The organism is Microbacterium maritypicum MF109 (assembly GCF_000455825.1).
Lineage (GTDB): Bacteria > Actinomycetota > Actinomycetes > Actinomycetales > Microbacteriaceae > Microbacterium > Microbacterium maritypicum_A.
The window spans coordinates 45,098-69,265 of record NZ_ATAO01000157.1; the positions used below are offsets into that span (position 1 = coordinate 45,098).

General features: G+C 68.9%; 21 protein-coding genes. 12 read left to right on the plus strand and 9 right to left on the minus strand.

From position 1 onward, the window contains the following. Nucleotides 1-19 precede the first annotated feature (19 nt). The 3 genes from L687_RS29440 to L687_RS29450 form a co-directional block, all read right to left on the minus strand. Entirely contained in the window at nt 20-1,642 is a 1,623-nt protein-coding gene (locus L687_RS29440) for a Mur ligase family protein (protein WP_046398913.1), read from the minus strand. A gap of 93 nt (nt 1,643-1,735) precedes the next feature. Further along, the gene (locus tag L687_RS29445; RefSeq protein WP_021199387.1) at nt 1,736-2,455 is read right to left on the minus strand and encodes a YcnI family copper-binding membrane protein; all 720 of its coding nucleotides are present in this window, start codon (nt 2,453-2,455) and stop codon (nt 1,736-1,738) included. Nucleotides 2,456-2,557: 102 nt separating this feature from the next. Then, the gene (locus L687_RS29450; RefSeq protein ID WP_021199388.1) at nt 2,558-3,142 is read right to left on the minus strand and encodes a hypothetical protein; all 585 of its coding nucleotides are present in this window, start codon (nt 3,140-3,142) and stop codon (nt 2,558-2,560) included. A 63-nt stretch (nt 3,143-3,205) separates the two neighbouring features. Here L687_RS29450 and L687_RS29455 point away from each other — a divergent pair, with 63 nt between their 5' ends. After that, complete coding sequence (locus L687_RS29455) at nt 3,206-4,519, plus strand: M50 family metallopeptidase (protein WP_021199389.1); 1,314 nt, start codon at nt 3,206-3,208, stop codon at nt 4,517-4,519. 54 nt (nt 4,520-4,573) lie between these two features. Here the strand turns inward: L687_RS29455 and L687_RS29460 are convergent, their stop codons facing one another. Then, entirely contained in the window at nt 4,574-6,457 is a 1,884-nt protein-coding gene (locus L687_RS29460) for a chorismate-binding protein (RefSeq protein ID WP_021199390.1), read from the minus strand. A 171-nt stretch (nt 6,458-6,628) separates the two neighbouring features. After that, nucleotides 6,629-7,255 carry a pyroglutamyl-peptidase I family protein gene (locus L687_RS29465; RefSeq protein ID WP_021199391.1) on the minus strand — a complete coding sequence of 209 codons (627 nt, stop codon included), beginning with the start codon at nt 7,253-7,255 and terminating at the stop codon, nt 6,629-6,631. A gap of 81 nt (nt 7,256-7,336) precedes the next feature. Here L687_RS29465 and ispG point away from each other — a divergent pair, with 81 nt between their 5' ends. From ispG to L687_RS29480, 3 genes are all read left to right on the plus strand, one after another. Beyond that, on the plus strand, nt 7,337-8,467 hold the full coding sequence (gene ispG, locus L687_RS29470; protein WP_021199392.1) for a flavodoxin-dependent (E)-4-hydroxy-3-methylbut-2-enyl-diphosphate synthase: 1,131 nt from the start codon (nt 7,337-7,339) through the stop codon (nt 8,465-8,467). A 17-nt stretch (nt 8,468-8,484) separates the two neighbouring features. Continuing rightward, nucleotides 8,485-8,817 carry a nuclear transport factor 2 family protein gene (locus L687_RS29475; RefSeq protein WP_021199393.1) on the plus strand — a complete coding sequence of 111 codons (333 nt, stop codon included), beginning with the start codon at nt 8,485-8,487 and terminating at the stop codon, nt 8,815-8,817. A gap of 86 nt (nt 8,818-8,903) precedes the next feature. After that, nucleotides 8,904-9,770 carry a hypothetical protein gene (locus L687_RS29480; protein ID WP_021199394.1) on the plus strand — a complete coding sequence of 289 codons (867 nt, stop codon included), beginning with the start codon at nt 8,904-8,906 and terminating at the stop codon, nt 9,768-9,770. 2 nt (nt 9,771-9,772) lie between these two features. Here L687_RS29480 and L687_RS29485 read toward each other — a convergent pair whose 3' ends face one another. Further along, the gene (locus L687_RS29485; RefSeq protein WP_021199395.1) at nt 9,773-10,003 is read right to left on the minus strand and encodes a hypothetical protein; all 231 of its coding nucleotides are present in this window, start codon (nt 10,001-10,003) and stop codon (nt 9,773-9,775) included. A 21-nt stretch (nt 10,004-10,024) separates the two neighbouring features. After that, complete coding sequence (locus L687_RS29490; protein ID WP_021199396.1) at nt 10,025-11,440, minus strand: RNB domain-containing ribonuclease; 1,416 nt, start codon at nt 11,438-11,440, stop codon at nt 10,025-10,027. A 79-nt stretch (nt 11,441-11,519) separates the two neighbouring features. On the opposite strand from L687_RS29490, the gene L687_RS29495 reads away from it, so the two are divergent. Continuing rightward, nucleotides 11,520-12,290 carry an isocitrate lyase/PEP mutase family protein gene (locus L687_RS29495; protein WP_021199397.1) on the plus strand — a complete coding sequence of 257 codons (771 nt, stop codon included), beginning with the start codon at nt 11,520-11,522 and terminating at the stop codon, nt 12,288-12,290. Between the two features lie 42 nt (nt 12,291-12,332). Then, nucleotides 12,333-14,093: a proline--tRNA ligase gene (locus L687_RS29500; protein WP_021199398.1), complete on the plus strand. Its 1,761-nt coding sequence runs from the start codon at nt 12,333-12,335 to the stop codon at nt 14,091-14,093. A gap of 17 nt (nt 14,094-14,110) precedes the next feature. Here L687_RS29500 and L687_RS29505 read toward each other — a convergent pair whose 3' ends face one another. After that, on the minus strand, nt 14,111-14,614 hold the full coding sequence (locus L687_RS29505; protein WP_021199399.1) for a pyridoxamine 5'-phosphate oxidase family protein: 504 nt from the start codon (nt 14,612-14,614) through the stop codon (nt 14,111-14,113). 141 nt (nt 14,615-14,755) lie between these two features. Between L687_RS29505 and L687_RS29510 the strand changes: the two genes are divergently transcribed. Then, nucleotides 14,756-15,796 carry an LOG family protein gene (locus tag L687_RS29510; protein ID WP_021199400.1) on the plus strand — a complete coding sequence of 347 codons (1,041 nt, stop codon included), beginning with the start codon at nt 14,756-14,758 and terminating at the stop codon, nt 15,794-15,796. On the opposite strand, the gene L687_RS29515 is transcribed toward L687_RS29510, so the two are convergent. Then, the gene (locus L687_RS29515) at nt 15,765-17,120 is read right to left on the minus strand and encodes a flavin monoamine oxidase family protein (RefSeq protein WP_021199401.1); all 1,356 of its coding nucleotides are present in this window, start codon (nt 17,118-17,120) and stop codon (nt 15,765-15,767) included. The genes L687_RS29510 and L687_RS29515 overlap by 32 nt on opposite strands. Before the next feature lie 130 nt (nt 17,121-17,250). Here L687_RS29515 and nusA point away from each other — a divergent pair, with 130 nt between their 5' ends. The 5 genes from nusA to L687_RS29535 all read left to right on the plus strand — a co-directional run bounded on the left by nusA (nt 17,251) and on the right by L687_RS29535 (nt 24,148). Then, a complete protein-coding gene (nusA, locus tag L687_RS29520; protein ID WP_021199402.1) occupies nt 17,251-18,234 on the plus strand; it encodes a transcription termination factor NusA in 984 nt (327 codons plus the stop codon). A gap of 62 nt (nt 18,235-18,296) precedes the next feature. Further along, nucleotides 18,297-18,551, plus strand: a complete 255-nt coding sequence (locus tag L687_RS42140) for a YlxR family protein (protein ID WP_081860063.1) — start codon at nt 18,297-18,299, stop codon at nt 18,549-18,551. 94 nt (nt 18,552-18,645) lie between these two features. Further along, a complete protein-coding gene (gene infB / locus L687_RS29525) occupies nt 18,646-21,387 on the plus strand; it encodes a translation initiation factor IF-2 (RefSeq protein ID WP_021199403.1) in 2,742 nt (913 codons plus the stop codon). A 94-nt stretch (nt 21,388-21,481) separates the two neighbouring features. Beyond that, nucleotides 21,482-21,907 carry a 30S ribosome-binding factor RbfA gene (gene rbfA / locus L687_RS29530; RefSeq protein WP_021199404.1) on the plus strand — a complete coding sequence of 142 codons (426 nt, stop codon included), beginning with the start codon at nt 21,482-21,484 and terminating at the stop codon, nt 21,905-21,907. A gap of 162 nt (nt 21,908-22,069) precedes the next feature. Next, entirely contained in the window at nt 22,070-24,148 is a 2,079-nt protein-coding gene (locus L687_RS29535) for a response regulator transcription factor (protein WP_021199405.1), read from the plus strand. Nucleotides 24,149-24,168: the final 20 nt, after the last annotated feature.

Below are 24,168 nucleotides of genomic sequence, written 5' to 3' on the forward strand. Positions count from 1 at the left end.
GTCGCCCTGGTCGAGCAGGTCAATCCTCGTCGGGGTACGGGACCGGCCAACGCGAATCGGGTACGGGCCAGCCGGCGTCGCGCAGCGCGCGGCGAGCGAGCTCGCGTGCCGAATACGGTGTGCGGACGCCGCGGATGTCGCGATAGTCCTGGTGCCCGGGGCCGGCCCACAGGATGGCGTCGCCGTCGCCGACCAAGCCGACCGCGGTGATGATGGCGTTCTCGGGCGGTGAGGCCTCGTGGATCTCGGCATCCGGTCGTGCCGTGCGGGCGCCCTCGATGAGGGTCGCCCGAATGGACGCGGGGTCCTCGAAGCGGGGGTGGTGATCGGTGACGACGAGGATGTCACTGCCTTCGACCGCCGTGCGCGCCATGTCGAAGCGCTTGCTCGCGTCGCGGTCGCCGTCGGCGCCGAAGAGCATCAGCACCTTGCCCGGTGTCACGCGCCGGACGGCGGCGAGGGTCTTCTCGAATGCGTCGGGTGAGTGTCCGAAGTCGACGAAGACGGCAGGCCCACGATCGCCGGAGACCAGCTGGGTGCGACCGGGCAGGTAGGCGCGGATCCCCCCGTCACGGGTGAGCGCATCGACGATGCGATCCCAGGCGTAGCCGCCCTCGAGGAGCATCACGATCGCCAGAGCCGCGTTGGCCGCCATGTGCGGTCCGATCACCGGGACCGTCGTGGTGAGGGACCCGGCGGGGCCGGTCATCGTGAAGGTCGTACCGGCGGCGCGCTCCTCGTCGATGACGACCACCCAGTCCGCGGCGGTCGCGGCGTCGGGATCGGCGGCGATCGACGGAGTGCCGACAGTGACGACCGGGATCTCGGCCCGGTCGACGACGACCGCACCGGACGGGGAATCCAGGCAGATGACCCCGCGCTGGGCGCGGTCGGGCCGGAAGAGGGGCAGCTTCGCCTCGAAGTACTCCTCCATGTCGGCGTAGTCGTCGAGATGATCGTGGCTCAGGTTCGTGAATCCGGCGACGTCGAACAGGATGCCGTCGACGCGGTGACGTGACAGCGCCTGTGCGCTGACCTCGACCGCGACGGCTTCGACCTGGCGCTCACGCATCAGCGCCAGGAGGGCGTGCATCTCGGATGCTTCGGGGGTGGTCAGGCGCGAGACGATGACCTCGCCCGCGATGTGACGTTCTGCGGTGGAGGAGAGGCCGGTGACCACGCCGATCTGATCGAGGATCCCCTCGAGCAGGTGGGAGACGCTGGTCTTGCCGTTGGTGCCCGTCGTCGCGAACAGCAGGGGGAGCGGGTCACCGGCGCCGGTGCCGTAGACCCACGCGCTGAGATCACCGAGCACGGCGCGAGGGTCGTCGACCACGAGGATCGGAAGCCCCGCGGCTTCGGCGATCTCCGCGCCAGCGTCGTCGGTGATGACGGCGACGGCACCCTTCTCAGCGGCGGTGACGGCGAAGTCCGCGCCATGCCGGTTGACGCCGCGGATCGCGACGAATGCCTCGCCGGGACGCAGGTCTGCCGTCGCGAGGGTGATGCCGGAGAGGGCGATTCCGTCGACATCGCCGCGGACGGTGCGGGCGAAACGGGAAGCGAGTTCGGACAGCTCACGCCGGGGCGGGTTCGCGGGGCGGAGCACGGGAGGCAGGCTCGGTTGTTGTTCAATCGACATGGCGCATCCATGATCTCACGACCGTGGTGGGAACCCTTCGCCGAGCGCCCCCTCGCGCGCCGCGTTGCGGAGCACGAGGGGGAGCTCGCGTCGTCAGGCTCGGCGTCGGTAGGCGAGGATCGCGACGACCAGGGCGGCGAAACCGGCGAGAAGCCCACCCGCCCCGAGCGCCACACCCAGGGGATCGGCGACCGTGGTCGGAGCCGTGCTCGCGGCCGCAGTGTCGGATTCGGTGTGCTCGCCGTGCCCGTCGGCGGCAGCGGCCGTGACGGAGACGACCGGAGCCGGCGCGTCGAGGCTGTGCGGATCCTGGCCGTCCTCGGCGATCTGCGTCCATTCGGTCGAGCCCTCGACGCACTGTTGGACCACGGGGAACGCCAGAGTGTCGGGGGTGGTCTCGTCCAGACCGACCCCCATGCTCACCGCGCCGCGAAGGTCGGTGGGCACCGGGGTGACCGCCGTATAGGTCACGGCGCTGACGAGACCGTCGTCGCCGCGCTCGACCTGGATGTCCCAGTCGGAGTCCATCGTCGGCGAGACGGATGCGAGCCCCTCGGGCATCGTGATGCGCAGCGCGGTGGTGGGGGAGTTCTCGCAGCCGTGGGAGAACGAGAACGTGAGCACGCCGTGGTCGCCCGCAGCGATCTCGTCGGGGCTGACGCCCACATGGGCACCTGCCATCGTGGGAACGGCCAGGGCGAGTGCGGCTCCGCCGAGGACACCGAGCGCGGCGCGTCGCAGAGTGAGCGAGCGCCGAGCGGTGGAGCGCAGGGTGGTGGGGCGCGGAGTGCGGGTACGGATGTTGCGGGACATGAGAGTTCTCCTGGTGCTCGAAGTGCGGGCGCGCCACGGTGGCGCATCTCCGCGAGAAAGGGACGCTGCCCGTGTCGGAGCAGCGGATTCGAGTGCGACGGATCAGTCGCGCAGGAGAGCGGGAGGCCCGCGCCTCGGCACAGCGGCCGAGATGGTGACGGCGAAGCTGGCGATGGTGGTCGACCGCAGCCGCGGCGGCCGGCGATGCATGGCCGGTGCCCCGCCGGACGCGCGCCGGAAGAGGGCATCCACCCAGCGGGCGACGACCCGAACGACCGCTTCTCCGTGCCACACGAGAAGCGTCGTGAGCACGGCTGCGACGACGTGCGCGAACAGCATCAACGTGCCAGGGGCTGCGGTGGGCGCCGTGGAAGAGAGCGCGCTCAGATCGAGATGATGGGCGTGACCGCCGCCGGCGATCGGAGCGGTACCGGTGGGCGAGCCCAGCAGTTGGAACACGACGTGGAAAGCGGCCTGTCCGAGGAACACGGCGATGGCGACACGACCCCGCGACTCACGGATGCCCACCAGGAGCGCCGACAGAGGGGTGAGCAGGGTCGCGACCGCCAGGATCAGCAGCATGTGCGGGACCGCTCCGCCGCCGAGGGTGTGCGAGAGGGCTGCGAGCAACGTCGCCACCGAGGAGACGGCGGCAGCGCGCACGAGTCGCAGCTGCCGGGCATTCACCGTCTCAGCCTAGCCGCGCGGCGTGCCGGGCGGATTCCTAGCTGTGGGCACTAACGTTGGCACGTGGAATTCCTGCTCTATCTGGCCGGCATCCTCTTCATGCTGATCGGCCTCGGGCTCTCGATCGGCCTGCATGAGGTGGGCCATCTCGTCCCCGCGAAGCTCTTCGGCGTGCGTGTCGGCCAGTACATGATCGGCTTCGGGCCGCGGCTGTGGTCCCGGCGCATCGGCGAGACCGAGTACGGGTTCAAGCTGCTCCCTCTAGGGGGCTTCATCTCGATGTCGGGCATGTACCCGGCGTCGAAGAACTCGGGCCCGGCGTCCGGCGTGTTCCGCTCGTTGATCCAGGACGCGCGCAGCGCCAACGACGAGACCATCGCCGAGGGTGCCGAGGATCGCGTCTTCTATCGTCTTCCCGTGTGGAAGCGCGTCGTCGTCATGCTCGGCGGGCCGGTGATGAACCTTCTCCTCGCGACCGTGATCTTCACCGTGCTGCTGTCGGGCATCGGCCTGCAGCAGGGAACGACGACGATCGCGTCCGTCACCGAGTGCGTCGTTCCGGCCGGTTCGACGGCGACCGAGTGCACACCCGATGACCCGGCCTCACCCGCCGCGGAAGCCGGGATCAAGCCGGGCGATGTGATCCTGTCCATCGACGGACAGCCCGTGTCGACGTTCGCCGAGGCGACGGCGATCGTGCAGGCCGCGCCAGGCGAGACGCTGGACATGGTCGTGAGCCGCGACGGGGCGGAGCAGTCGCTGAGCATCACGCCGATCGCCGCGGAACGCTCGATCACGGATGCCAGCGGCCAGCCCGTCCTCGATGAGGCCGGAAAGCCTGTCGTGAAGGAGGTCGGCTACGTCGGCATGGGCGCCCAGATGGGCTACGTGCAGCAGCCCCTCACCGCCGGCCCCGAGATGGCGGCGGACAGCACGGCGCGTGTCGCATCCTTGATCGTCACGCTCCCCGTGCGTCTATGGGACGTCGGCGTCTCACTCGTCACCGGCGGAGAACGCGATCCGAACGGACCGCTGAGCGTCGTCGGCGTCGGACGCCTCGCGGGAGAGGCGGCCGCTACCGATGCGCCGATCCTCAACAGGTTCGCGTTCCTGCTCGGTCTGCTGGGGTCGCTGAACATCGCGCTGTTCGTGTTCAACCTCATCCCGCTGCTCCCGCTCGACGGCGGTCACATCGTCGTCGCACTGTGGGACGGCATCAAGCGCGCGTGGGCCAAGCTCTTCCGCCGGCCCCCTCCGGCGCCGGTCGACGCGACCAAGCTCGTGCCGCTGACGGTGGTCGTCGCGGTGCTCCTGATCGGGATGGGAGCGCTGCTCCTGGTCGCCGACCTCTTCAACCCGGTCAACCTTCTCGGCTGAGGTCGCAGGCCTCGCCGGACCGCGCGGGAGGCGAACGCGAGCAGGGATTCCTGCTCAGGCCAGCGCGTGGGAGACGAGACGTTCGAGCGTGCGGATCCCGTCGCGGGACAGGATCGACTCCAGGTGTCCCTGCACCGAAGCGAAGTGGTCTCCGCGGAGCGCGTACACGTCTCCCGAGTCGGGGTCCGCCGAGACGTCGGCGGCGCCGACGACCGTCGTGCCCGGTGCGACCCGCGCGGTGAAGGTGTTGTAGAAGCCGATCGATGCGGTCTCCCCGAAGACCGGGACGGGCTTCTGCAGGCCCTGGTGAGGGGCATCGAGCGGAGTCAGGGCGATGCCGAGCTTGTCGGCGAGGATCTGGTGGCTGAGGCACACCGCGAGCAGCGGCGCGTCGGAGTCCAGTCGGCGGGCGACGACATCGCGCATCCTCGCGATGCGGGCGTTCCGTGTATCCCGAGGGTCGCCGGGGCCCGGGCCGGCGACGACCAGATCGGCGGCGTCCAAGTCCGCGTCCCGCACGTCGGCCCAGGGAGCGATCGTGACGGCGAGCCCGAGATGACGCAGCTGGTGGGCCAGCATCGTCGTGAACCGGTCCTCCGCGTCCACGACGAGAGCGGAGCGGCCGGCGAACGGACCGGTGAAGTCCTCGCCCTGCGGGTTGAGCCAGAACTCGGCCAGGCGGGCGTTGCGCGATGACAGCAGCTCGGCGACGGTCGGGTCGTCGGCGAGGGCGCGCGCGTCGCCGGGCGCGTCGGCGTCGCTACGTGCCTCTGCCACCCGGTCGCGGTCGATCGCGCCGATGGCGCCCAGGACGCCGGCGGCCTTCCCGTGGGTCTCGGAGACCTCACCCATCGGATCGGAGTGTCGAACCAGCGTCGCGCCGACCGGAACGCTGAGGGTGCCGTCCTGGAGGTAGACGGTCCGGATGAGGATAGGCGCATCCAGGTCGTGCCCGCCGTCCGCATTCGGGGTGAACAGCGCGGCGACACCGGAGTAATAGCCGCGGGGCTTCTGCTCGTGACGGCGGATCACCGCGCAGGCGTTCTGCATGGGCGAACCTGTCACCGTCGGAGCGAACATCGTCTCGCGCAGGATGTCGCGGGGATCGAGGGCGCTGCGCCCACGGAGCATGTACTCGGTGTGCGTGAGTCGCGACATCTCCTTGAGGTGCGGGCCGGTGATGCGGCCGCCGTCGGAGCAGACGGCGCTCATCATCTTGAGTTCCTCGTCGACGACCATGAAGAGTTCCTCGGTCTCCTTGGTCGAGGCGAGGAAGTCGACCAGCGTCTCCTTCGTCGCCCCTCCCGCCGGATGACGGAAGGTCCCGGAGATCGGGTTCATCGTGACGACGCCTTCGCGGGCGACCACATGCGCCTCGGGGCTGGCCCCCACGGCGATGTGCCCAGGAGTGACGACAGCGAACGTCCAGTAGGCGCCGCGCTCGTGCGTGAGGAGAGCACGGAACCACGTGAGTGCCGCGGTGCGGTCCTCGACGTCGATGGTCGCGGTGAAGTCTCGACGGATGACGAAGTTCGCGCCCTCGCCGCGTCCGATCTCGTCGGCGATGACCGTCTCGACGATGGCCGCGTAGTCCGCGTCGGCGATGTCGAAGCCGTCGTCGTGGAGGGGGACGGGCGTGCTCGGGAGCGCGGGCAGAAGCTCGGCTGTCGGGAGGTGCAGGTGCTCGTCGACGATCACGCAGCGCAGCGGCGCCCCGTCGTCCTGGGCGACGAAGCCGCGTTCGCGCACCTGGCGATAGGGCACCATGGCGAACACCTCGCGCGGGGTGCCGTCGACCGAGAGGGGGATGTCGGCAAGCAGCTCGACGTCGACGACGTCCCCGCTGAGCAGCTCGACGGTGTCCGCGCCGTCGCGTGCGATGAGCACGAAGGATGCCGTGGGATCGGCGCTGAGCTCGGCGAGTCGTGAGAGGGTCATCGATGTCTCCTGTGCAGTGCTCCGGCTCGGCGCAACGAAAAGACCGCCCCGGAGGCGGTCTGAATTCGTGGGAACGCGAACACACCGCCTAGAAGGCGGGCCACCAGGTGAAGTTCGCGAGCATGGGGCCGAAACTACCACATCGCGAGCGAGGGTCACGGCGCGATGACATCACCAGATGCTGCCGCCGGCCTCCGTCGACTCGGCGTCGAGGGCGTGATCCACGATGAGGCGCAGGGCGCGCGCCAGTTGCGCGTCGGCGAGGTGCAGCCCGCCTGCAGGGACCGTGGTCGTCGACCACGGAAGGTGCACGAATCCGGCACGCGCATCCGGCCGGACGGCACCCACTGCCGTGTACAGCACGTGGTTGCACACGTAGGTTCCCGCAGAGAGCGACAGCTGCGCCGGCAGCCCTTCCGCGGTCAGAACCTGGAGCAGGCGCTTCACGGGGAGCGTCGAGAACCGCGCGGCGGGACCGCCGGCCTCGCTGGGAGCATCGACGGGCTGTTCGCCGTCGTTGTCGGGGATGCGGGCGTCGATCAGGTTGACACCGATGCGCTCGATCGCGACCCTGCTGCTCCCGGCGGCGAGCCCGGTGGCGATGACGACATCGGGGGAGTGCGCGGCGATCAGGGTCCGGAGCCGGTGAGCGGATGCCTCGAACGCGACCGGAAGTGTGGCCACCACGAGCTCGTGCGGACCGTCGTATGCGGCCGCGACCGCGTTCACGGCATCGGCAGACGGATTGCGGTCCGCCCCGTCGAAGGGGTCGAATCCGGTGAGGAGGACGACGGCCATGCCTCCAGCGTAGGTGCGTCTGTTCAGCCCACTTGCATCCAGGCGGCGTAGGCTTGGGGCGTGCCAGCAGTGAACCTCGGAATGCCGAAGATCCCCGAAGTCCTCGCCCCGCGCCGCAAGTCCCGGCAGATCAAGGTGGGCAAGGTGCTCGTGGGCGGCGACGCTCCGGTCAGCGTGCAGTCGATGACGACCACCAAGACGACCGACATCAACGGGACGCTGCAGCAGATCGCCGAGCTCACGGCTTCGGGCTGCGAGATCGTCCGCGTCGCGGTGCCGCATCAGGACGACGCCGATGCGTTGAAGATCATCGCGATGAAGAGCCAGATCCCCGTGATCGCCGACATCCACTTCCAGCCGCGCTACATCTACACGGCTATCGATGCCGGATGCGGGGCGGTGCGGGTGAATCCCGGCAACATCCGCGAGTTCGACGGCAACGTGGGCAAGATCGCCGAGGCCGCGAAGGCGGCGGGAGTCTCTCTGCGCATCGGCGTGAACGCCGGATCTCTGGATCGCCGCATCCTCAGCAAGTACGGCAAGGCGACGGCTGAGGCGCTGGTCGAGAGCGCCGTGTGGGAGGCGTCGCTGTTCGAGGAGCACGACTTCCACGACTTCAAGATCTCCGTCAAGCACAACGACCCCATCGTCATGGTCAAGGCGTATCGGCAGCTGGCCGAGCGGGGCGACTGGCCCCTTCACCTCGGTGTGACCGAGGCGGGGCCGGCGTTCCAGGGAACGATCAAGAGCGCCACCGCGTTCGGAATCCTCCTCGGCGAGGGCATCGGCGACACGATCCGCGTGTCGCTCTCGGCGCCGCCCGCCGAAGAGGTCAAGGTCGGACACCAGATCCTTCAGTCCCTCAACCTGCGCGAGCGCAAGCTCGAGATCGTCTCCTGCCCCTCGTGCGGACGCGCTCAGGTCGACGTCTACACCCTGGCCGAGAACGTGACGGAGGGGCTCAAGGACATGACCGTTCCGCTGCGCGTCGCCGTGATGGGCTGCGTCGTCAACGGACCGGGCGAAGCGCGCGAGGCCGACCTCGGCGTGGCTTCGGGTAACGGCAAGGGGCAGATCTTCGTGAAGGGCGAGGTCATCAAGACCGTGCCGGAGGCCGACATCGTCGCCACCCTGATCGAAGAGGCCAACCGGATCGCCGCTGAGATGGGACCTGAGGCCCCGCTCGGCACGGCCCAGGTCGTCACGGCCTGAGCTCGGAGGAGCGCGAGATGTCGGATGTCACCCTGCCCGCGCCTGTCCAGGTGATGGTCGATGCGATCAACGCGGCCGATACCGATGCGTTCGTCGATGCCTTCACCCCGGATGGGCATGTCAGCGATTGGGGCACGGTCAAGGCCGGCCCTGATGGGGTGCGCGAATGGGCAGGCAGCGACGCGATCGGCGCCGGAGCGCGGATGACCGTGCTCTCCGCCGAGACCGACGGCGACACGACCCGCATCCGCTTCGGGTGGGCGAGCCGGGTCTTCAACGGAGAATCCGACGGCATCTTCGTCGTCGAGGACGACAAGCTCGCCAGCTTCACCATCCCGCCGTCCCACTGACCTTTCGTACCGGGGTCCGCCCCGCTCTCACGACGGCCCGACGGCCGCGAACACCGTCGAGATCACCGACGAATCCGAGGAGAACCATGTCGACGCCCACCACTGTGACCTTCTCGGACGGGACCATCGCCGGAGACGGCATCGTCACACGTGTGGAGAGCTTCGCCGACGGAGCGGTCGTCGTCGTCGACGCGACGCCCTTCCATCCGGTCGACCACACCTGGCCGGATCAGCCGGGCGACAGCGGAACCATCACGGCCGCCGGCGTCACGGTCACGGTGACCGAGGCTCTCATGGCCGCGATCTCTGACGAGGGCGAGTTCGCCGTGGGCCGCGAGATCCCGGTCAAGCGCGGTGCGGAGGGCTGGACGTGGCTGGTCGGGCATCGCATCGAGGGTGTCGTGCCGGCATCACTCGTTGAGGGAGCACCGGTGGCGCTCGCGGTCGACGGTGCCCGTCGCGCGGGACTCAGCCGCGGCCACACGGCATGTCATGTCGCTTCACTGGCGCTTGACCTGGCCCTCGTCGATCTCTGGCGGAAGGACCCGGGGGAGGACGCTCTCGGGAACCCCGACTTCGAGGGTCGCGCCAACCAGTCCAGTCGTATCCACGAGGACGGGGCCGTCGACGAATACCGGCTCGGCAAGAGTCTGCGCAGGGCAGGCTTCGACACCGAGACGTTCGCTGCGACCCTCCCCGACCGCGAGGCGCAGGTGAACGACCGACTGGCCGCTTGGATCGCCTCGGGCGCTTCCAGCAGCATCGAGACCGAGGGGCCGACGATCGTCGACCGGCGTCGCTGGCACTGCTCCCTCCCAGAGGGCGAAGCCGTGATCCTCTGCGGGGGAACCCATGCCGACTCCCTCGCCGCGTTCGGATCGATCACGGTGTCGCTCGATCTCAGCGATCCCCAGCTCCTCGTCATGACGACCACGGCTGTCCCCGCCCCCTGACCTCAGCGCACGAACCCGGCCTGCAGCCGTCCGCCCGCTCGATCGAGCTCCTCCTCGACGCGGTCCGCGAAGGCTGCGAAGTCTCCGGCGAGCAGCGGCGCACTCAGCCGCTCGGTGCGCTCCTCGCTCAGAGCGCGCAATCGACGGGGGAGCCACTTCCCGGTGGCGATCCAGCGGCGGTCGCCTAGCAGCATCAGCTCCGCGATCCGCTCGAAGAGCACGTCGGCGACCACGCGTCGCCGATGAGCAGAAGGTCAGATCGCGAACTCGACCTCGCCCTTCGCGATGTCCGCACGCACGATGCGGAGTCGCACGATATCACCCGGCTTCGCACCCGGCCGTAGCGGTGCAGTCGCTGTCACGGCGGGATCGGCGATCTGCACGGCCGCGCGTTCACCGCGCAGCTCGATCACGGTCGCCTCGATCGTCGTGCCGACCAGGGGCGTGAGCAGCGCGGCCTCGACGCTGTTGATCGTCGCCGCGTTGAGGCGCGATGCACGCTGGCCGGATTCCTGCATGAGGGCGGGGAGCTCGCCGAGCGATGCGCGAGCCCATTCGGGGGCGGGCTCGCCGTTCGCTTCGGCGAGGCAGATCGCCAGTGCCCACCGGTCTACGAGTCGGCGCAGGGGAGCGGTCGCGTGGGCATACGGCGCGGCGATGGCGGCCTGCACGGCGGCGCCCGGCGCTTCGCCGTCGAACACCAGGTACCCGGCTCCGCGGAACAGCGACGACGCGGCCTCCAGCACGGGGAGGGTCATCGGGTCGGCGCGGTCGAGCCCGCGAAGGTAGTCGCCGTATGCACCGGCCGTCCACGGGCGCCCGAGGGCCTCGGTCTGATGCCGGAAGGTCTCGAAAGCGGCCGTATCCGGCTCCGGCATCGTCCGGAGGATGCCGACTCCGGCGTCGAGCATGAGGGAAGCTGCGGCCATCCCGGTCATGAGCGAGAGCTGGGCGTTCCACTCCTCCACGGGGAGTGGGCGGCGTCGTTCGATCGCATAGGTGCCGTCTTCTGCACGCACGACCTCTTCGTCGGGCAGATTCAGGCTCGCTCCTCCTCTCAGGCGCTCCTGCTCCATGCGCAAGGCTCCGATCTCCGGGAGCAGTGCCGCCGGGCCGTCCTCGCCGCGGTCGATCGCCAGCTGCGTCGTCGCGTAGTCGAGCTGTGCGCGCGAACGGATCAGCGCGCGTTCCAGGCGGAAGTCGGAGACGACACCGCTGGAGTCGAGGGCGAAGGTCCACACCAGCGCCGGTCGGTCGACGTCGGCGAGCAGCGAGGCTCGATCCTCGCTCAGCACGCGTGGATGCAGCGGGATCGAACCATCCGCGGCATACAGTGTCTGTCCGCGACGCCGTGCCTCGGCATCCACCGCTCCGCCCGGTGCGACGAACCCCGGGACGTCGGCGATCGCGTAGCGAACGGTGTATCCGGTCCCCGCGCGCTCGAGGTGGAAGGCCTGATCGAGGTCGCGAGACCCTTCAGGGTCCAGCGTTGCGAAGGGGACGTCGCGAAGGTCGATCTGTGGCACGGGGGCGGTGGATGCCTCGGCCTCGGCGATGACCTCGTCGGGGAAGTCGAGGGGAGCATCGACAGATTCCCGCAGCCCGGCGAGTGCCGAGGCCAGCTCGGTCTGCGCAGCGGACGGGGCGACGTGTGATCGGCGCTGGGGCATGGCTCCACCCTAGGCGTGGCGATCAGGCGGAGCGGAATGAACCGGCCCCGTGGACGTCATCCCGCGTTAGCGTGGAGTCATGACCACTGCAGCCAAGGCCCAGACCCTTGTCGGACTCTATGACGCACCGGAGATCCTTCGCGTCGTGAATGTGTGGGACGTCGTCTCCGCGCGGGCGGTCGCCGCCCTCCCCGAGACCCAGGCGATCGCCACCGCCGGACACGGCATCGCGGCGTCGTTCGGCTATGACGACGGCGCCACGCCGCGCGAGATCATGATCGACATGGTGGGTCGCATCGCGGCCGCCGTCCATGTGCCCGTGACCGCCGATCTCGACGACGGATACGGCGACGCGGGGGAGACCACCCGCCTCGCCATCGGGGCAGGCGTCGTCGGCGCGAACGTCGAGGACCGACTCAAGCCGCTCGACGAGTCCGTCGCCTCCGTCGAGGCGATCGTGAAGGCGGCGGAGGCCGAGGGCGTCCCGTTCGCCCTCAATGCGCGCACGGACGCCTTCGTCCGCGCCGGCGGTCGGCCCGTGCAGGAGAGCATCGCCGATGCCATCCAGCGTGGGCGGGCTTACCTCGACGCCGGAGCGACCGCGGTGTTCGTGCCCGGCATCCTCGACATGAACGTCACGCGTCAGCTCGTCGAGGGCATCGGCGAGCGCAAGATCAGCGTCATCGGGATTCCGGGTGCCCTCGCGGCCTCGGAGTACGAGAAGCTCGGTGTCGCGCGCATCTCCTACGGTCCGCTCCCGCAGCGGGTCGCGCTGACGGCGCTGCAGGAGCTGGCGGCCGACCTGTACGCCGGCGGCGTCGTACCCGCGAACCTTCCGGCGCTCAACTGACGTCGTCGAAGACGAGTGACCACGGCTCACTAGACTTGCTCCGTGGTCACTCGTCTTTCGAACTTCTTCCTCCGCACGCTCCGTGAAGACCCTGCAGGCGCAGAGGTCGCCAGCCACCGGCTGCTGATCCGGGCCGGGTACATCCGCCCGCAGGCCGCCGGCATCTTCGCGTGGCTGCCACTGGGTCTCCGCGTCAAGTCGAAGATCGAGACCGTCGTCCGCGAGGAGATGGCCGCCGCAGGCGCACAGGAGGTGCACTTCCCGGCGCTCATGCCCCGTGAGTCCTATGAGGCCACCGGCCGCTGGGACGAGTACGGCGACCTGCTCTTCCGTCTGCAGGATCGCAAGGGCGGCGACTATCTGCTCGCGCCCACCCACGAAGAGGCCTTCACTCTGCTCGTGAAGGACCTGTACTCCTCGTACAAGGATTTGCCGCTCACGATCTACCAGATCCAGGACAAGTACCGCGACGAGGCGCGCCCGCGGGCGGGCCTGCTCCGTGGACGCGAGTTCACGATGAAGGACGCGTACTCGTTCGACTCTTCCGATGAGGGGCTGGACGCCAGCTACCAGGCGCAGCGCGACGCGTACGAGCGCATCTTCCAGCGTCTCGGTCTCGAGTACGTCATCGTCCAGGCCGATGCGGGGGCGATGGGCGGATCCCGCAGCGAGGAGTTCCTGCACCCGACTCCGGTCGGCGAAGACACCTTCGTCCGCAGCGCCGGCGGCTATGCAGCGAACGTCGAGGCGTTCACCACCGCGGTGCCCGAGGCGATCGCGTACGACGCCGACGAGTCCCCGGTGATCTTCGACTCTCCCGACACACCGACCATCGAGACGCTGGTCGCGCATGTCAACCGAGAGCTCGAGGGCGAGTACACCGCAGGCGACACGCTCAAGAATGTCGTGCTCGCGCTGACCCACCTCGACGGCACCCGCGAACTCGTGATCGTCGGCATCCCCGGCGACCGTGAGGTCGACGAGAAGCGCGCCGAGGTCGCCTTCGCGCCTGCCGAGGTCGAGACCGCCACAGCGGACGACTTCGAGAACAACCCGCTGCTCGTGAAGGGCTACATCGGCCCCTGGTCACCCACCGGTGCGGTGCTCGGCGAGGAGTCGGCCACGGGCATCCGGTATCTTGTCGACCCGCGCGTCAGCGAGGGCACCAGCTGGATCACCGGCGCGAACATCGACGAGAAGCACGCGCACTCCGTCGTGGCCGGGCGAGACTTCGCCGCGGACGGCATCATCGAGATCGCGAACGTGCGCGCCGGGGACCCGGCTCCCGACGGCTCGGGCCCGGTGGAGCTCGCGCGCGGCATGGAGATCGGACACGTCTTCCAGCTGGGCCGGAAGTACGCCGAGGCTCTGGGGCTGAAGGTGCTGAACGAGAACGGCAAGCTCGTCACCGTCACGATGGGCTCGTACGGCATCGGCGTGACCCGCATCCTCGCGATCATCGCCGAGCTCAACAATGACGACAAGGGCCTCATCTGGCCGGCGTCGGTCGCACCGTTCGACGTGCAGGTCGTCGCGGCAGGTCGTGATCAGGTCGCATTCGAGGTGGCGGAAGGTATCTCCGCGCAGCTCGAGGCCGCCGGTCTCGATGTGCTGTACGACGACCGCCCCAAGGTGTCGCCCGGTGTGAAGTTCGGCGATGCCGAGCTCGTCGGAGTGCCGAAGATCGTCATCGTCGGCCGCGGGGCCGCCGACGGCCAGGTCGAGCTGTGGGATCGCGCCACGGGGGACCGCGACGCGATCTCCGTCGACGAGGTCGTCGAGCGCCTCACCGTCGCACGCTGAGATCCACGGCCGCGTCGTCAGCAGACGATGCGGCCGTGGTTCATGATGTCGTCGTCCGGCGTATCGCGGGTGACGAGGGACTTGAGCGCTCCGGCAGCGAGGGCGAGTTTTCCCTTCGACGGCTCCCAGAACTCCGTGACCTTCGGAGTCACCTTGAGGAGAGCGATGCCCGGGGTGTCGAGGCCGTCGGCGAACCAGATCTCCAGCGACGCCGAGTAGAGCTCTTCCATCTTCACGCGGTCGTGCACGACCTCTGCCGTTCCCGCGACGGACACGTAGCGCATCCCCTTCGCATCGCAGTAGGCGAGGCCGACATCGCGGTGCTTGCGCGCCTCATCGACCTTCTCGGTGTCTTCGGCCGTGAAGAACCAGATGTCGCCGGCGTCGTCCATCTGCCGGGTCGACATCGGCCGACTCACGAGGTTGCCGTCGTCGTCGGTGGTGGTGAGCATCGTGATGTCGATGTCCTCCACGAGCTCGACGACGCGGGCGAGGGCTTCGGGTCCTGTGATCTCGGTCATGACGTCAGCGTGCCGCCTGCGGGCGTCGTGGTCACGGGCATTGACACCGTGGCGGTGTCGTGACAGGGAGGCGACGGCGTCTCGCGGCGACACCCCGGCGTTGCGGCCCGTCGTCGCACTGCCGCATGACACCCTGGTGACATGATCGACGCACCCCTCCCCGAAGCCCTCAGCTCCGAGATCAACGCCGTCCTCGACGATGCGGGAGTGCATACCGACCGCAGGCTCGTGATGCGGATGCTGCGCACCGCGATCCTGCTCGGCGAGGACGGCGCCGATCGGCTCGACCTGAAGATCGCCTCGGCGGCGTTGGCCGAGATGCGTGACGCGTTCCGCCTGTTCGCGCCGTTCCGGGGAGTCCCCAAGGTGACGGTGTTCGGGTCGGCCCGAACCCGGCAGGACGATCCGCTCTACCTCACCGCCCGCGACGTCGCCGCCGCACTGGCCGGCGACGGCTGGATGGTCGTCACGGGAGCCGGCCCCGGCATCATGCAGGCGGCTTCCGAGGGCGCGGGCCCCGCGCTCTCCCTGGGGGTCTCCATCCGCCTGCCCTTCGAGGAGAAGCCCAACGGCTTCGTCGCGGGCCAGGACCACGTGGTCGCGATGAAGTACTTCTTCACCCGCAAGCTCATGCTCATCAAGGAATCGCTCGGATTCATCTGCCTCCCTGGCGGCTTCGGCACGCTCGACGAGATGTTCGAGCTGCTCACGCTGCAGCAGACGGGGAAGGCGGAGCCGACGCCCATCGTGCTCCTCGACGAGCCGGGCGGCACCTTCTGGCAGGGGCTGCGGAGCTTCATCGACGACCACCTCGCCCCGACCGGCGTCATCTCGGAGGGCGACTTCGACCGCGTCGTCATCACCGATTCGGTCGACGCGGCCCGGGCGGAGATCACCGGGTTCTGGCACAACTACGACTCGCTGCGATGGGTCGGCGACGCGCTGGTGCTGCGTCTGCGGGCCGAGCCGACGGATGCCGAGATCGAGACGCTCAACGAGCAGTTCGCCTCGATGCTCTCGTCGGGACGGATCGAGCGGACGACGCCGCGGCCGCCGGAGGTGGCCGACGACGACAACCTCGACCTGCCGCGTCTGATCCTGCACCTGGATCAGCGCCAGGTGGGCAACCTGTTCCGGCTGATCGGTGCGATCAACGCACTTCCGTCTGCTCCCGCGCGGTGATACGGGCGGCGAAGTCCGCGAGGTCGACCGGCCGATCGAGGATGCGCTCCGCGGCCCTGTGCCCGGAGTAGAACGCCGCGCCGACCGTCGCCGGCTCGTCACCCCAGGTGGCCTCGCCGGCGAAATGCAGAACGCCGTCGACGGGTCCCGCCAGCGCGTCATGATCGTGATGCGTCGAGCCCAGCGCGAGGTGCGAGTAGGAGCCGTTCGAGAACTCGTCCTCACCCCAGCGGGTGACCCAGTGAGCGAGTGGCTCGCCGACGGCGTCCCCGTAGAGGAGACGCAGCGCGCTGACCGCGTCGGCGACGATCTCGTCGTCCGGACGGTTCTGCATCCGGCGGCCGAACGGCCCGGCGGCAAAGGTCAGCAGGGTGGGGATGCCGCTGACGGCGGAGACGTCGTACCAGGAATGCCAGTGCTCGCCCGCCTCGCCGAGCGCGCGGATCACATAGCTCTCCTCGTTCCAGAACCGCTCGGGGAATTGGACGAACACCTTGTTGAAGACGCCCATCCCCAGCCGTGAGACGGGACCGGCGACCGCATCCGGCAAAGCCGGTTCGAAGGTGATCGTCCCGGCTTTGAGCACGCCGAGCGGCACGGTGACGATCGCCCGGTCTGCGCGGTACTCGGTGCCGCCCGCGTGCACGACGACTCCGTCCGCCGAGCGGGTCACCCGGGTCACGACGGTCTTCAGCCGCACGTCGAGGCCGGCCCCGATGCGCCGCGGCAGCTCGTCGTACCCGCGAGGGAAGATCACCTCGTCTCCGTCGATCGCATCCTCGTCGAGACCGTGCGCGTCGAGGTCGCCGATCCACGCGCCGCACTGCTCCTCGACCCGATGGCGGAAGAACTCGCGGATGTCGTCGATGCGCTCGGGCGACAGCCCCGACCGGTCGAGAGCGCGTTCGGTGACATCGAGATAGGTGTCGCCGGAGGAGGACGCGGCGATCTCCTCGACGAGAAGACGGTCGGCGAGTTCGACGTCGGCGACCCATCGCGAGGTGGCTGCCTCGTCCATGGCACGACCCTTGCCATCGAAGTTCTCGATCGGTCGACCACCCACCTGGAAGCTGCCCACCGTGTACTCGATCGCCGGGATCCTGAGCGCGTGGACGAGGCTCCACAGCGGCGAGTCCTCGATGCCGTGGATCCACGATGCACCGAGATCGACGGAGAATCCGGCACTTCGGTCGGTGTGCATCCGGCCCCCGATGCGGTCACGTCCCTCGAGGACGACGACACTCCGGCCCGCGTCGGCGAGCATGCGGGCGCTCGTGAGCCCCGACATCCCCGCGCCGATCACGATCGTGTCGAATGTGCTCACGTGCTCCTCCTCGAGCGGCTCCGGATCCCGACACCGCCGCCGCCGTGCGAGGGCCGGTGGGCACAGGGTATCGTGGTACGGATGTCGCGCGTGCGAACAGGCGCGACGAGAGCTGAATAGAGAGGCCGTCATGGACATCGAACTGAGTCTGCTGCGAGGGATCGAGAAGGAGAAGGCGATCCCCTTCGACGAGCTCGTCGCGATCATCGAACAGGCGATCCTGACCGCGTACTCCAAGCACGTCTCCGCCGACGGCGTCACTCCCGAGGGCGTCCGCGTGGATCTCGACCGCAAGACCGGCCACGTCGCCGTGCTGCAGGTCGTCAAGGACGAAGAGGGCGCGATCATCGGCGAGGAGGACGCCACGCCGGACGACTTCGGGCGTATCGCGGCGTTCGCGGCCAAGCAGGTCATCAGCCAGCGTCTGCGCGACATCGCGGACGACGTCGTGCTCGGTGACTTCAAGGACAAAGAGGGCGACATCGTCGCCGGTGTGATCCAGCAGGGCCCGAACCCCCGCATGATCCACGTCGATCTCGGAGCCGTCGAGGCGATCCTGCCGCCTGAGGAGCAGGTTCCCGGCGAGGAGTACACGCACGGCTCGCGTCTGCGCGTGTATGTCACCAGTGTCGCCAAGGGTCTCAAGGGGCCGCAGATCACGGTCTCGCGCACGCACCCCGGCCTGGTCCGCAAGCTCTTCGCCCTCGAAGTGCCCGAGATCGCTGCCGGTCTGGTCGAGATCGTCGCCCTGGCCCGCGAGGCCGGTCACCGCACGAAGATCGCGGTGAAGGCGAACGACCCGTCGATCAACGCCAAGGGTGCCTGCATCGGCGAGCTCGGGCGTCGCGTGCGCGCAGTGACCGAGGAACTCGCGGGCGAGAAGATCGACATCGTCGACTACGACGCCGATCTGCCGACCTTCGTGGCGCACGCGCTCTCACCGGCCAAGGTGACGAGCTCTTTCGTGCTCGACGCCAGCACCAAGGCCGTCCGTGCCCTGGTGCCCGATTACCAGCTGTCGCTGGCGATCGGTAAGGAAGGTCAGAACGCTCGTCTGGCCGCCAAGCTCACCGGCGCGAAGATCGACATCCAGCCGGACAGCGTCCTCGACTGACACGGCTTCGGCCTTCCGCCGCGCCCGGGAGCGGGCGAGGTGGGGTGAAACGCAGGTGTAAGATGGAACCCGTACGAACGTGCGTCGGTTGTCGCATGCGTGCTCCCCGCTCCACCCTTCTCCGGGTGGTGGCCCAGAACGACACCCTCATCCCCGATGAGCGTGCTGTCCTGCCGGGGCGTGGCGCGTGGGTGCATCCGACAGCTGAATGCATGGCGGCCGCTCTGCGGCGGCGAGCTTTCGGACGAGCACTGCGTGTGACCACTCAGCTGGACACACGGACCTTCGAACAGCACCCACCAAGAAACAAAGGCTGAACAGCTATGGAAACAAAGTGAACGGCTCGAAATGAGACCCGTCCGCGACTAGTGGTCTGCCCTGTCTGGGTGGACCGACTCAGACAGGAGAATTGTGGCTGGTAAACCACGCGTACACGAGATCGCCGCCGAACTCGGCGTCGACAGCAAGATCGCACTTGCGAAGCTCAAGGAACTCGGCGAGTTCGTGAAGAGCCCGTCCTCGACCATCGAACCGCCCGTTGCGCGCAAGCTGCGCGCGGCGATCGAGGCCGATGGCTCGCTCAAGGGCTCCGCTGACGCCGCTCCCGCGGCGAAGCCCGCGGCTGCGAAGCCTGCAGCTGCGAAGCCCGGTGCCAAGCCGGCACCGACCCCGGGCCCCAAGCCCGGTCCGAAGCCTGCCCCGGAAGCTCCGGCCCCCGCACCCGCTGCGCCGGCTCCCGCCCCTGCCCCTGCGGCAGAGGCTCCCGCCGCATCCGATGCGGCGAAGCCGGCCGAGAGCGGCGCGCCGACTCCCGGTGCTCCGCGTCCGGGTAACAACCCCTTCTCGTCGGCGCAGGGCATGGGCCAGCGTCCGGCCGGTCCGCGTCCGGGTAACAACCCGTTCGCGTCGGCTCAGGGCATGGGCCAGCGTCCGACGCCGGGCAACATCCCGCGTCCGCAGGCTCCGCGTCCCGGCGCACCCCGTCCGGGTGCCCCTCGTCCCGGCTCGCCTCGTCCCGGTGCACCGCGCGGTGGCCAGGGCGGTCGTCCCGGTGCTCCGTTCCAGCAGCGTCCCGGCGGCCCCGGTCGTCCCGGCGGTGCCGGCGGACCCGGCGGTGCCGGCGGTCCTGGAGCACGCCCCGGCGGCGGCGGTTTCGCCGGTCGTCCCGGTGGCGGTGGCGGTCGCGGCCGTGGTCCCGGCGGTGGTACCGCAGGTGCCTTCGGCAAGGGCGGCGGCAAGAGCAAGCAGCGCAAGTCGCGGCGGGCGAAGCGGCAAGAGTTCGAGATGCGGAGTGCTCCGGTCGTCGGTGGCGTCAACGTCACCCGCGGCAACGGAGAGATCATCCGCATGCGCCGCGGTGCATCGATCGCGGACTTCGCCGACAAGATCGAGACGCTGACCGGCTACACGGTCCAGCCCGGAACCCTCGTCACCATCCTCTTCAACCTGGGTGAGATGGCCACGGCCACCGAGTCCCTCGATGAGGCGACGTTCGAGGTCCTGGGTGCTGAGCTCGGCTACAAGATCCAGATGGTCTCGCCCGAGGACGAGGACAAGGAGCTCCTCGAGGGCTTCGGTCTCGACCTGGAGGCCGAGCTGGAGGCCGAGAGCGAAGACGACCTCGAGATCCGTCCGCCGGTGGTCACCGTCATGGGTCACGTCGACCACGGTAAGACGCGACTGCTCGACGCGATCCGTCAGACCAATGTGATCGAGGGTGAAGCCGGTGGCATCACCCAGCACATCGGTGCCTACCAGGTGTGGACCGAGCACGAGGGCATCGAGCGCGCCATCACGTTCATCGACACCCCGGGTCACGAGGCGTTCACCGCCATGCGTGCTCGTGGTGCGCAGGTCACCGACCTCGCGATCCTCGTGGTCGCGGCCGACGACGGCATCATGCCGCAGACGGTCGAGGCGCTGAACCACGCCCAGGCGGCGAACGTGCCGATCGTGGTCGCGGTGAACAAGGTCGACAAGCCCGACGCCAACCCTTCGAAGGTGCGTCAGCAGCTGACCGAGTACGGGCTGGTCGCCGAGGAGTTCGGTGGAGACGTCATGTTCGTCGACGTCTCGGCTCGTGCGGGCACCGGCATCCAGGAACTCCTGGACGCCGTGCTGCTCACCGCCGACGCCGGTCTCGACCTGACCGCCAACCCGAACAAGGCCGCTCGTGGTGTCGCCATCGAGGCGAAGCTCGACAAGGGCCGCGGTTCGGTCGCCACGGTGCTCATCCAGTCCGGAACGCTCCGGATCGGTGATGCGATCGTCGCGGGCACGGCGTACGGCCGTGTGCGTGCGATGGCGGACGAGAACGGCGAGCAGGTCCTCGAGGCCTTCCCGTCGCGTCCGGTGCAGGTGCAGGGTCTGAACTCCGTGCCGCGTGCCGGCGACGTCTTCATCGTCACCGAGGAAGACCGCATGGCCCGCCAGATCGCTGAGAAGCGTGAAGCGGTCGAGCGCAACGCCCAGCTGGCCAAGGCCCGCAAGCGCATCTCGCTCGAGGACTTCACCCGTGCGCTCGAAGAGGGCAAGGTCGAGTCGCTCAACCTCATCATCAAGGGTGACGTCTCCGGTGCCGTCGAGGCACTCGAGGAGTCGCTCCTCAAGATCGAGGTCGACGACTCGGTGCAGCTGCGCATCATCCACCGCGGTGTGGGTGCCATCACCGAGTCCGACGTGAACCTGGCGACGATCGACAACGCGATCATCGTGGGCTTCAACGTCCGTCCCGACACGAAGGCGCGTGAGCGTGCCGCCCGTGAAGGCGTGGACATCCGTTTCTACTCCGTCATCTACAACGCGATCGACGAGATCGAGAGCTCGCTCAAGGGCATGCTCAAGCCGGAGTACGAAGAGGTCCAGTCGGGTGTCGCCGAGATCCGCGAGGTGTTCCGCTCCTCGAAGTTCGGCAACATCGCCGGTGTCATCGTGCGGTCGGGAACGATCACGCGAAACGCCAAGGCTCGCGTCATCCGCGACGGTGTCGTGCTGGCCGATGGTCTCGCCATCGAGTCGCTGCGTCGCTTCAAGGACGATGTCACCGAGGTCCGCACGGACTACGAGGCCGGTATCGGCCTCGGCAAGTACAACGACATCCAGATCGGCGATGAGATCGAGACGACCGAGCTCGTCGAGAAGCCTCGCGGCTGATCACTTCGAAACACCTTCGGGCGTCTCCCTCTCCTGCTCCTTCCGAGCACGGAGACGGGGGACGCCCTGAGGGTTCCTGGACAGGGAGAGAACAATGGCAGGCGAAAGACAGGCCCGTCTCGCGGATCGGATCCGCGTGATCCTCGCCGAACGGCTGGAGAAGGGGCTGCGAGACCCGCGCCTCGGCTTCGTCACCATCACGGATGTCCGCGTGAGCGGCGACCTTCAGCATGCATCGGTGTTCTACACGGTGCTGGGGACCGAGGAGGAGCGCATCTCCAGTGGTGCGGCGCTCACCTCGGCGACCGGAATGCTGCGTAGCGAGGTCGGACGGCAGCTGAGCACTCGACTGGTTCCGACGCTCGAGTTCATCCCCGACGCGCTTCCGGAGAACGCCGACCACATCGGGGCGCTGCTCCGTGAGGCGCAGCAGCGTGATGCCGACGTCGCCAAGCTCGCCTCGTCGGCATCCCATGCCGGTGACGCGGATCCCTACCGTACGGACGACGACGCGGAGTGAGCGCCGTTTGATACGCTCGGCTTCGCGGGACCGGCTCCCGCGAAGCTGAGGGGGAACGGCATCGAGGGTACGGGCACGTCTGGGGGGCCGTTCATCGCGCCCGCCGCCGTCGGTCTCCTCCTGGAAGAACTGCTCGCGCAGGATCTCGGCTGTGCTCCACATGTGCTCGCCCGGTTGGCCGGCGATCTGGATGCCGACGCTGCCACGATCCGCGCGGTCGTCGAGCGGTTGACTCCGCACCAACGCCATGGGCTCCGACCGTTGCCGTCGCCGTTGCCCCTGGTCGCGGCGATCTCACGCAGGTTCGAGGGACTGCTGCTCGACGAGCGGGATCGTCAGCTCCTCCTCGCGCTCGCGGTCTGCTTGGACGATTCGTTGGGTCCGCTCCTGGAGTTCGACGGGCGCACGGCGACCGAGATCGCCGCTGCCGCCGTCGGCGATCACGTGACCCTGCACGCCGGCCGCGTGCGTTTCGTCGACGCCCGACTCTCGATCTGGGTGCGGGCGACGACCTGCACTGCCGGGACCGCGCTGGTCCATGAGCGTCTGAGCGCGGTCTTCCTCGATCGTGGTGACCCGATGAGCGCGGACTGGCACCGGGCTCGGGCATCTCTCGAGCGCGACCCGTCGACCGCACGGGAGCTCACCCTCATCGCGCGGCAGCTGAGCGAAGCCGGACATCCGGAGCGTGCACTGATGCTGGCGCGTGAGGCGGCAGAACATGCAGTCGGCGAGGATCAGGACGAGGCGCGGCTCGTGGCCGGGGCGTCGGCGGTCGGTGCCGGGTTCGCGGTGGAGGCCGCCGCCTGGTTGGGGACGCTGTATCCGCACAGCGGTGAACGACACAGGTGGGCGGGGCTCGGGGCTCTGATCGTGGCGCAGACCTTCGTGCAGGGGGCTGTTCCCGGGATCGATCCGACCACCGTGCGGCCGGGATCCGCCGACGAGAGCGATTGGCGTCATTGGACCAGAGCAGCCGCTCTCGCCGCCATCCTCTGCGCCGAGCGAGGAGACCGGCGGGGGATGCGCCTGTGGCTCGATGCCCTCCGGGACGGTGCCGTGCGGATCGGTGCCGAGCAGGAGCTGAGGGATCCGGTCGTCGCGCTGGGGTGGCTCATGGCCGGAGATCGCGATGCCGACATGGTGACGGAGTCGAGCTCGGTGAGCGGGGGGATGCTCCGAACTCTGCGCGCCGCGGTCGAGGGAGACATCGATCTGGGGCTGCGTCTGCTCGTCGTCGATGAATCGACGCCGTCCGGCGGTCCTGATCCTTTCGTGCCGGGCTACGAGCACAGCCCGGTCGTCCATGCGTATCGGTCGGTCGTCGAGGTCCTCCTGCTCGCGTGGCGAGGTGACATCGGTATCGCGCGGGACAGGCTGATCCAGGCGGCGCTCACCCTTCCCATCGCGCTGCCCCTCGCCGGGCTCGGAGTCGTCCTCGCCCGACGCCTCGATCTGGCGGTGCACGGCGAACTCGGCCCGTTCGCCCGGTCGCTCACGCTCACCCTTCCGCCTGGCGCGAAGATGGATCTGCTCGTGGACCGTGGTGTCCGGTCCTTCCTCACCGGCTCCTTCGACGATGCCGCAGCCACGGTCCGGCTCTGGTCCGATCTCGGCGCCCCGCAGACGACGATGACCGTGCCGGGTCTGGACGAGCTTGCCTCGCCTTCTCCCGGTGTCCCGTTGGCGGCCGCGTCTCTCGAGCCTCCGGAGATCGCGCTGGCGCAGCAGCTGCGGACACGCATCGCGACGGCGGCGGACGGGCGATGGCGTGCGGACGGCGACGAGGTCGCGGAGATCGCGCGAACGTTGCGTTCGCCGTTCGAGCGGGCGCGCGTGGAGATGATGCTCGGAAGCCGGCATGCGATCCGCGACGATCACTCGGCCGCGAGGATCCATCTGCAGTATGCCGAACGACTGTTCGAGCTCTCCGGCGCGACGGCATGGGCGAAGTCGGTGCGCGGGAGGCTGGACCGACTCGAGGCCAGAGAGGGGAGCATCGTCCCGGCGATGGGCCTGCTCTCGGCATGCCGTGCCGCCTGGTCGCTCCGGCTCACCGCCCGGGAGCTGGAAGTGGCGATGCGCGCGGTCCGAGGTGCAGCGAACCGTGAGATCGGCGAGGAGCTGAACGTTTCGGTCCGCACCGTGGAAGTCCACCTCGGCCGGATCTTCACCAAGCTCGACGTGCGGAGCCGCGTCGAGCTGACGGTACTTGCACATCGCACGGATCAACACGTCTGAGTCGTCATCGTCCGTGATCC

Excerpts from the sequence above, each read along its gene's own strand:
- rbfA (WP_021199404.1), top strand. The coding sequence starts at position 21,482 with ATGGCAGGCGAAAGACAGGCCCGTCTCGCGGATCGGATCCGCGTGATC.
- nusA (WP_021199402.1), top strand. The coding sequence starts at position 17,251 with ATGGACATCGAACTGAGTCTGCTGCGAGGGATCGAGAAGGAGAAGGCG.
- L687_RS29505 (WP_021199399.1), bottom strand. The coding sequence starts at position 14,614 with ATGACCGAGATCACAGGACCCGAAGCCCTCGCCCGCGTCGTCGAGCTC.
- L687_RS29495 (WP_021199397.1), top strand. The coding sequence starts at position 11,520 with ATGACCACTGCAGCCAAGGCCCAGACCCTTGTCGGACTCTATGACGCA.
- L687_RS29490 (WP_021199396.1), bottom strand. The coding sequence starts at position 11,440 with ATGCCCCAGCGCCGATCACACGTCGCCCCGTCCGCTGCGCAGACCGAG.
- L687_RS42140 (WP_081860063.1), top strand. The coding sequence starts at position 18,297 with ATGGAACCCGTACGAACGTGCGTCGGTTGTCGCATGCGTGCTCCCCGC.
- L687_RS29465 (WP_021199391.1), bottom strand. The coding sequence starts at position 7,255 with ATGGCCGTCGTCCTCCTCACCGGATTCGACCCCTTCGACGGGGCGGAC.
- L687_RS29480 (WP_021199394.1), top strand. The coding sequence starts at position 8,904 with ATGTCGACGCCCACCACTGTGACCTTCTCGGACGGGACCATCGCCGGA.
- ispG (WP_021199392.1), top strand. The coding sequence starts at position 7,337 with ATGCCGAAGATCCCCGAAGTCCTCGCCCCGCGCCGCAAGTCCCGGCAG.
- L687_RS29460 (WP_021199390.1), bottom strand. The coding sequence starts at position 6,457 with ATGACCCTCTCACGACTCGCCGAGCTCAGCGCCGATCCCACGGCATCC.
- L687_RS29445 (WP_021199387.1), bottom strand. The coding sequence starts at position 2,455 with ATGTCCCGCAACATCCGTACCCGCACTCCGCGCCCCACCACCCTGCGC.
- L687_RS29475 (WP_021199393.1), top strand. The coding sequence starts at position 8,485 with ATGTCGGATGTCACCCTGCCCGCGCCTGTCCAGGTGATGGTCGATGCG.
- L687_RS29510 (WP_021199400.1), top strand. The coding sequence starts at position 14,756 with ATGATCGACGCACCCCTCCCCGAAGCCCTCAGCTCCGAGATCAACGCC.
- L687_RS29440 (WP_046398913.1), bottom strand. The coding sequence starts at position 1,642 with ATGTCGATTGAACAACAACCGAGCCTGCCTCCCGTGCTCCGCCCCGCG.